Origin of the sequence: Rhizobium sp. NPDC090279 (assembly GCF_044769665.1) — a bacterium.
GTDB lineage: Bacteria > Pseudomonadota > Alphaproteobacteria > Rhizobiales > Rhizobiaceae > Rhizobium.
On record NZ_JBIVYI010000037.1, the window covers coordinates 1 to 5,079 of the forward strand.

General features: G+C 59.4%; 6 protein-coding genes and 2 pseudogenes. 4 read left to right on the forward strand and 4 right to left on the reverse strand.

The genetic code is table 11. The features are described 5' to 3' along the window. A pseudogene (locus ACIQWP_RS31720) lies at positions 1 to 206 on the reverse strand (AraC family transcriptional regulator); the annotation flags it as partial. A 262-nt stretch (positions 207 to 468) separates the two neighbouring features. After that, positions 469 to 774: a putative quinol monooxygenase gene (locus ACIQWP_RS31725; protein ID WP_402796415.1), complete on the reverse strand. Its 306-nt coding sequence runs from the start codon at positions 772 to 774 to the stop codon at positions 469 to 471. A 210-nt stretch (positions 775 to 984) separates the two neighbouring features. Between ACIQWP_RS31725 and ACIQWP_RS31730 the strand changes: the two genes are divergently transcribed. The 4 genes from ACIQWP_RS31730 to ACIQWP_RS31745 all read left to right on the forward strand — a co-directional run bounded on the left by ACIQWP_RS31730 (position 985) and on the right by ACIQWP_RS31745 (position 3,585). After that, positions 985 to 1,869, forward strand: a complete 885-nt coding sequence (locus ACIQWP_RS31730) for an NmrA family NAD(P)-binding protein (protein ID WP_402796418.1) — start codon at positions 985 to 987, stop codon at positions 1,867 to 1,869. Positions 1,870 to 1,890: 21 nt separating this feature from the next. After that, positions 1,891 to 2,265, forward strand: a complete 375-nt coding sequence (locus ACIQWP_RS31735) for a hypothetical protein (RefSeq protein WP_402796421.1) — start codon at positions 1,891 to 1,893, stop codon at positions 2,263 to 2,265. Positions 2,266 to 2,330: 65 nt separating this feature from the next. Then, the gene (locus tag ACIQWP_RS31740) at positions 2,331 to 3,047 is read left to right on the forward strand and encodes an SDR family oxidoreductase (protein WP_402796424.1); all 717 of its coding nucleotides are present in this window, start codon (positions 2,331 to 2,333) and stop codon (positions 3,045 to 3,047) included. A 79-nt stretch (positions 3,048 to 3,126) separates the two neighbouring features. After that, positions 3,127 to 3,585 (forward strand): MarR family winged helix-turn-helix transcriptional regulator, encoded by a 459-nt coding sequence (locus tag ACIQWP_RS31745; protein WP_402796427.1) that lies wholly within the window; start codon positions 3,127 to 3,129, stop codon positions 3,583 to 3,585. 178 nt (positions 3,586 to 3,763) lie between these two features. Here ACIQWP_RS31745 and ACIQWP_RS31750 read toward each other — a convergent pair whose 3' ends face one another. Together ACIQWP_RS31750 and ACIQWP_RS31755 are read right to left on the reverse strand one after the other, a co-directional pair. After that, complete coding sequence (locus tag ACIQWP_RS31750) at positions 3,764 to 4,645, reverse strand: SDR family NAD(P)-dependent oxidoreductase (RefSeq protein WP_402796429.1); 882 nt, start codon at positions 4,643 to 4,645, stop codon at positions 3,764 to 3,766. Beyond that, positions 4,642 to 5,079 (reverse strand): annotated as a pseudogene (locus ACIQWP_RS31755) (alkene reductase); the annotation flags it as partial. The pseudogene ACIQWP_RS31755 and the gene ACIQWP_RS31750, both read right to left, overlap by 4 nt.

Genomic DNA, 5,079 nt, shown 5'->3' on the forward strand with positions numbered 1-5,079 from the left:
TCTGGGTTGCCGGAGTAATCATTGAAAGCGCAGTCAGGCTGGAGCCTGAGACCTGATGCACAGCGGATCGTGCTATCGCCTTCCGCGACGATCGTGACTTCGTAGAACGGCCTGTCGATGCGGGCATTTGCTTCAGCAAATACGTCCATCAGCCCGGCAAGCTCCAGTGAATGCACGTCCGCAGGTACGAAGATCGCGATCCGCATCGGATTATTCCTCACTGGATAGACAAAGGGGTCTGGAAAGCGGTGCTGTTAACACAAATTCTGTGCGGCCTTTGCCTCGCAGGCCGTAGAGCTGTCAAATTCAAATCGATCGAACCGGACATGCGGGATTTCCGCCTGCAAGGGATTGGACGCTAAGCTAACGCCAATCGCCGGCGCCAGTTTACCCTGGCGCCATCCTCGCGTCTTCAGATGAGGCACAGCCCAATGTATGTCCAATCTGAATTAAAGAATTGCGCAATGCTTATGTGCGCTTATCCGCAAGGATGGACAGCTTATGGATCTGTGGCGGCTTGGCGAACAGGTCCCCTTCCGCTGCCTTTGCCATCAAGGCCGCGGCAACCTGGCCGTCCAAGTGGGCTTCCCTTCCGTCCTCATCGTCGAACGTGTCAAAGATTGCAAACGAACTTGGCCCCTCCTGTATCGCATACCAGGAAATCGTGCCGGGCTCGCCATTGACCAGCGGTACGGCTGATCGGAGGAACTCGGCGACTGCTTCTTCCTTGCCGGGCTTTGCCTCGAGCGGAACGTAGAGCGCGAATTTGGTCATGACTACCTCCATGGGCATTCTCGTGTGCCCGCAACTCAGTAAACGCGCTAAGCACGACAAATGTTAGGCGGTGAAGAATAGCGTGTTACGGTCACGTCCACGCGTTGCACCCCACCGCTACCTCTTCAGAGAAATCTTGACTTTAAGAGCATATGCTCTTATTTCATCGTTTATCGAGAGCATATGCTCTTATTTATTGGAGAACCGATGATGAGTGAAGAAGCAAACATTCTGATCAGCGGTGCAACCGGACGGACCGGAGGCGCGGCGATCGACGAGCTATTGAAGATGGGCCACAAGGTTCGAGCTTACGTGCGCTCGAATGACGACCGCGCAGAAGCGCTGCGCAGACGGGGTGTCGAAATCGCCGTTGGCGACTTCACCGACATCGACCACATCCGTTCGGCAATGGAAGGCATCAAATCCGCCTACTTCCTGCATCCGATCGCACCAGGGATCCTGGGTGCCGCCGCGTACTTCGCGCAGGCAGCAAAGGAGGCGGGCGTCACCGCGATCGTCAACATGTCACAGATTTCGGCCCGCAGGGAATCGGCCAGCCATGCAGCGCAGGATCACTGGATCTCGGAGCGCGTCTTTGATTGGTCCGGTGTCGCAACGACCCATCTGCGGCCAACGTTTTTCGCGGATTGGCTTGTTTATCCGCACTTCGCGAAGGAGATCTGGGCCTCGAAGAAGATCGAGTTCCCGTTCGAGAACGGTCGCCATGCGCCGATCGGCTCCGATGACCAGGGCCGCGTGATCGCTCATCTGCTGGCAAAACCCGAAGGTCACGGCGGCAAGATCTATACGCTCCACGGCCCGGTGGAAATGAACCATACCGAAATCGCCGCTGCGATGAGCGAAGTACTTGGCGCGAAGATCGAATACGCGCCGACCTCGATTGAGACCTTCAAGGACAAGATGGAGAACCTGTATCAATTTCCGCCCTTCCTTGTGCAGCATCTCGTCGAGGTCGCGCAGAATTATCGCGAAGGGATCTTTGCCGGCACCAACGACGTCGTCGAGCGCGTGACGGGAATTGAGGCCCTCTCGGTCCCGGAATTCATCGCCAAGTATCGCGACGCCTTCCATTGAGACGAACTGGGGAGAACGATAATGTCCAACACGCATGAAGAACGACACCCCTTCCTCGACGATCTGAGCGAGGATGCGGAGCTTATCAGCTCTGTCCTGCGCGGCCCGGTGGTAGGTCGTGAGACGATCCGCACGGTCGTGGACGCCGTGGGCACGTTCTACGTCGAGCAGAACCCGACCTTTATCGGCACCGTCGGCTCGCGGACGCTTCTTGAATACGAAGCGAAGTTGGCGAGCGGCGAACGCCTCAACGCGGTCGCCGTCATCGATCGCGATCCGGACGGGGCCGTCCCGAGGGTCAGTGTGCGCATGGGCCCTGTCGACGCCGTCGTGACCCTCGCCAACAGCCTTCGGACAGCGCTTTCCGGCCAATTACCCGAAGAGCTTTTTCTTTGAACCCACGCTCCTCGATCTCCGCGACGGGGACGAGGCGAACATCTAGCCAATCAAGGAGACATGTCATGGAAATCAGGAATGCAACGGTCTTCGTCACCGGTGCCAATCGCGGTCTGGGTCTCGCCTTTGCGCGCGAGGCGGTCCGTCGCGGCGCGAAGAAGGTTTATGCCGGCATGCGCAACACGAACGGTTTCGACGAGCCGGGCGTCGTCCCGGTCCGCATCGACGTCACCGATCGCGCAACGATCGCCACGGCGGCCGAGATCGCAGAGGATACGACGGTCCTGATCAACAATGCCGGCATCGCGGCTCTGATCGAAAATCCTCTGGCTGCAGACTTCGAAAGCCAGTCGAAGGCGCTGTTCGACACCAACTACTATGGTCTGGCGCGGGTCACCCAGGCATTTGAGCCCGCCCTGTCGAAGCAGCCCAATGCGGCGGTTATCAATGTCCTGTCGGACATCGTATGGCTGCCGCGCCCCTACCTGACGCCGTATGCCGCGTCCAAGGCCGCCGCCTGGAGCTACACCAACCAGCTGCGATTCCACCTCGTCGACCGCGGCATCCAGGTTCTCGGACTTCATGTCGGGTTTCTCGACACCGATTTGACGAACGGTATCGACGTGCCGAAGACCAATCCCACCGACGTTGCCACCCAGACCTATGATGCGCTTGCCGAAGGGAAAAACGAGATCATGGCAGACAAGGGGACGGTTCTGCTAAAGAGCACGCTCGCCGACGAGGTGCCGGGCTACATCACGCCTCCGCCCGGATTGTTTTGAACCTCGAAGCCTGACGAATGCTTGGCGTCTTCCGCAATCTGCGTGAAGACGCCGCTGTATTGGAGTGAAAGGAACGACGATGCTGTCGACAAACCAACCCCTGGGAATCGACCAATGCAACTGCAACGCCATGCGAAGAGCAAGCCGACAGATCACCCGTCTTTACGACGCCCACCTTCAGCCGGTCGGCTTGCGCATCACGCAGTTTCTCATCCTCGCCGCCCTCGCAGAGGGGAAAAGCGCCACCGTCAATATGCTGGCGGAGCGGCTCGACGTCGAGCGTACGGCCATGGGAAAGATGGTCGGTACATTGGAGAGAGACGGCTTCGTTACGATGAAGCCCTCGCCCACAGACGGCCGCTATCGGGTCATTGAGCTGACCCGTGAAGGCGATGCCCTGCATGACAAGGCATCGCCTCTCTGGAGTGCGGCGCAGCTTGAGTTCGCGAAGCTTAACGGTGCGAAGAGTGTCGCCACACTCAGGAAGGAATTGGACGCCATCGTCGTGGAAGACGGGGCCGAGCGTCCAGAAGTTTGATTACACGACCTGCATTTTTGCCGGTCTTGACATTCTGTCGATGCCAGAGCTCGAACTCGAACATCGCGGCATAGAAAGACCAGAGACCTCAACGCAGCCTGCGACTTCAAGTGCAGTTTGCATTAGACGCATCAGAGTCGTCTTGTGCTCCATATCCGGTTCCGCACGACAGCGCGCTCTAGGCGATTGTCTTCGCCACCAGGTCGTTCGACGCCCTGATAACGGCCTGCACATACGATGGGTCGCGGAGGTTTTCGCTTGGAAGAATTGGCTGCGCCCTGTTGTTGAGCATCGCCCCACTGCGACCATCGATGTCCGGAGACACCAGCAGCGGCGTCATCCGCTCGGCATATACCTCCGGCGCGATCGTCATGAACGATGTCAGGCCCTCGGCGATCTTCAGAAGCAGTTTCGATCCGAACAGATTGGCGCGGATGCCGGTTTTCACGAAGCCTGGGTTCAGACCGAAGACGTCGATCTGCGGGAACCGCCGCGCAACGTCCAGGACAAGCGCCTCGTTGCCGGCGACGGTGTTCATGTGGGCTTTCATGCGGCCGTAGCTCTTCTTCGAGTTCAGATCGTCGACGTTCGCCTTCTGACCCGACCCTGGGAAGCCCATGACGAAGACACGGGGCTTCCTCCGGACGTCGGACCTGTCTTTTCCGAGGCGCGGCGCGATGGCGTTGAGGATGACGAAACGGCTGAGGTAGCTGATTGCCAGATCGCGTTCGATCCCTTCCGACGTCGTCTCCCTCTTTGGACCGGCCATCACGCCTGTGGTCATGATGACAAGAGCGAGGCTCTCGGCGGGCAGCTCATCCGCGACCCGTCGTGCATCGGCTAAGAGGCTGAGATCGGCTTTCACGAAGCTGATGCTCGGGTTCGTCTCATCCTTGAAGGTGCGGCCGACGACCAGCACGTCTGCGCCCTGCTTTGCCAAAGCCTGGGCAAGCGAGCGACCGATGCCGCCCGTTCCCCCGATCATGGCCACCTTGAGTTTCCGAAGGTCGAGCGACTTCGGTTCGACATGACGCCAGGTGATCGACTTGTCCTTTTTCATCGGACGGCCGTCTGTTCCAACCGGGCGTCGGCCCACACGGGATAGTCGGTATAGCCCTTCTCGGTGCCCCCGAAGAAGCTGTTGCGATCCGCTTCGTTCAAGGGCGCGCCGGAGTTCAGGCGGCTCACGAAGTCCGGATTGGCAAGGATCATCTGACCGAAGGATTCGAGGTCGGCGAGACCCGACGCGACGTCGGCGCCGATCTGGTCGCGCGGACGTCCCGGTCGGTTGAGGATCAGCGTGCGATGCCAGAGCTTGCGGATGTCTCCGAGCAACGGCTCGTCGCCAGCCTGCATGATGTGGAGATAGGCAAGTCCCAGTCTGTCCAGTTCGGGAACGAGATGGCGATATAGATCGCGGCCCTCGACGCCTTCGTCGATGCCCCACATGGCGAGACCCGGCGACAGGCGGATGGCGGTGCGGTCAGGCGCGAT

Coding starts and splice junctions, on each gene's coding strand:
- ACIQWP_RS31735 (WP_402796421.1), top strand. CDS start 1,891: ATGTCCAACACGCATGAAGAACGACACCCCTTCCTCGACGATCTGAGC.
- ACIQWP_RS31730 (WP_402796418.1), top strand. CDS start 985: ATGAGTGAAGAAGCAAACATTCTGATCAGCGGTGCAACCGGACGGACC.
- ACIQWP_RS31740 (WP_402796424.1), top strand. CDS start 2,331: ATGGAAATCAGGAATGCAACGGTCTTCGTCACCGGTGCCAATCGCGGT.
- ACIQWP_RS31745 (WP_402796427.1), top strand. CDS start 3,127: ATGCTGTCGACAAACCAACCCCTGGGAATCGACCAATGCAACTGCAAC.
- ACIQWP_RS31725 (WP_402796415.1), bottom strand. CDS start 774: ATGACCAAATTCGCGCTCTACGTTCCGCTCGAGGCAAAGCCCGGCAAG.
- ACIQWP_RS31750 (WP_402796429.1), bottom strand. CDS start 4,645: ATGAAAAAGGACAAGTCGATCACCTGGCGTCATGTCGAACCGAAGTCG.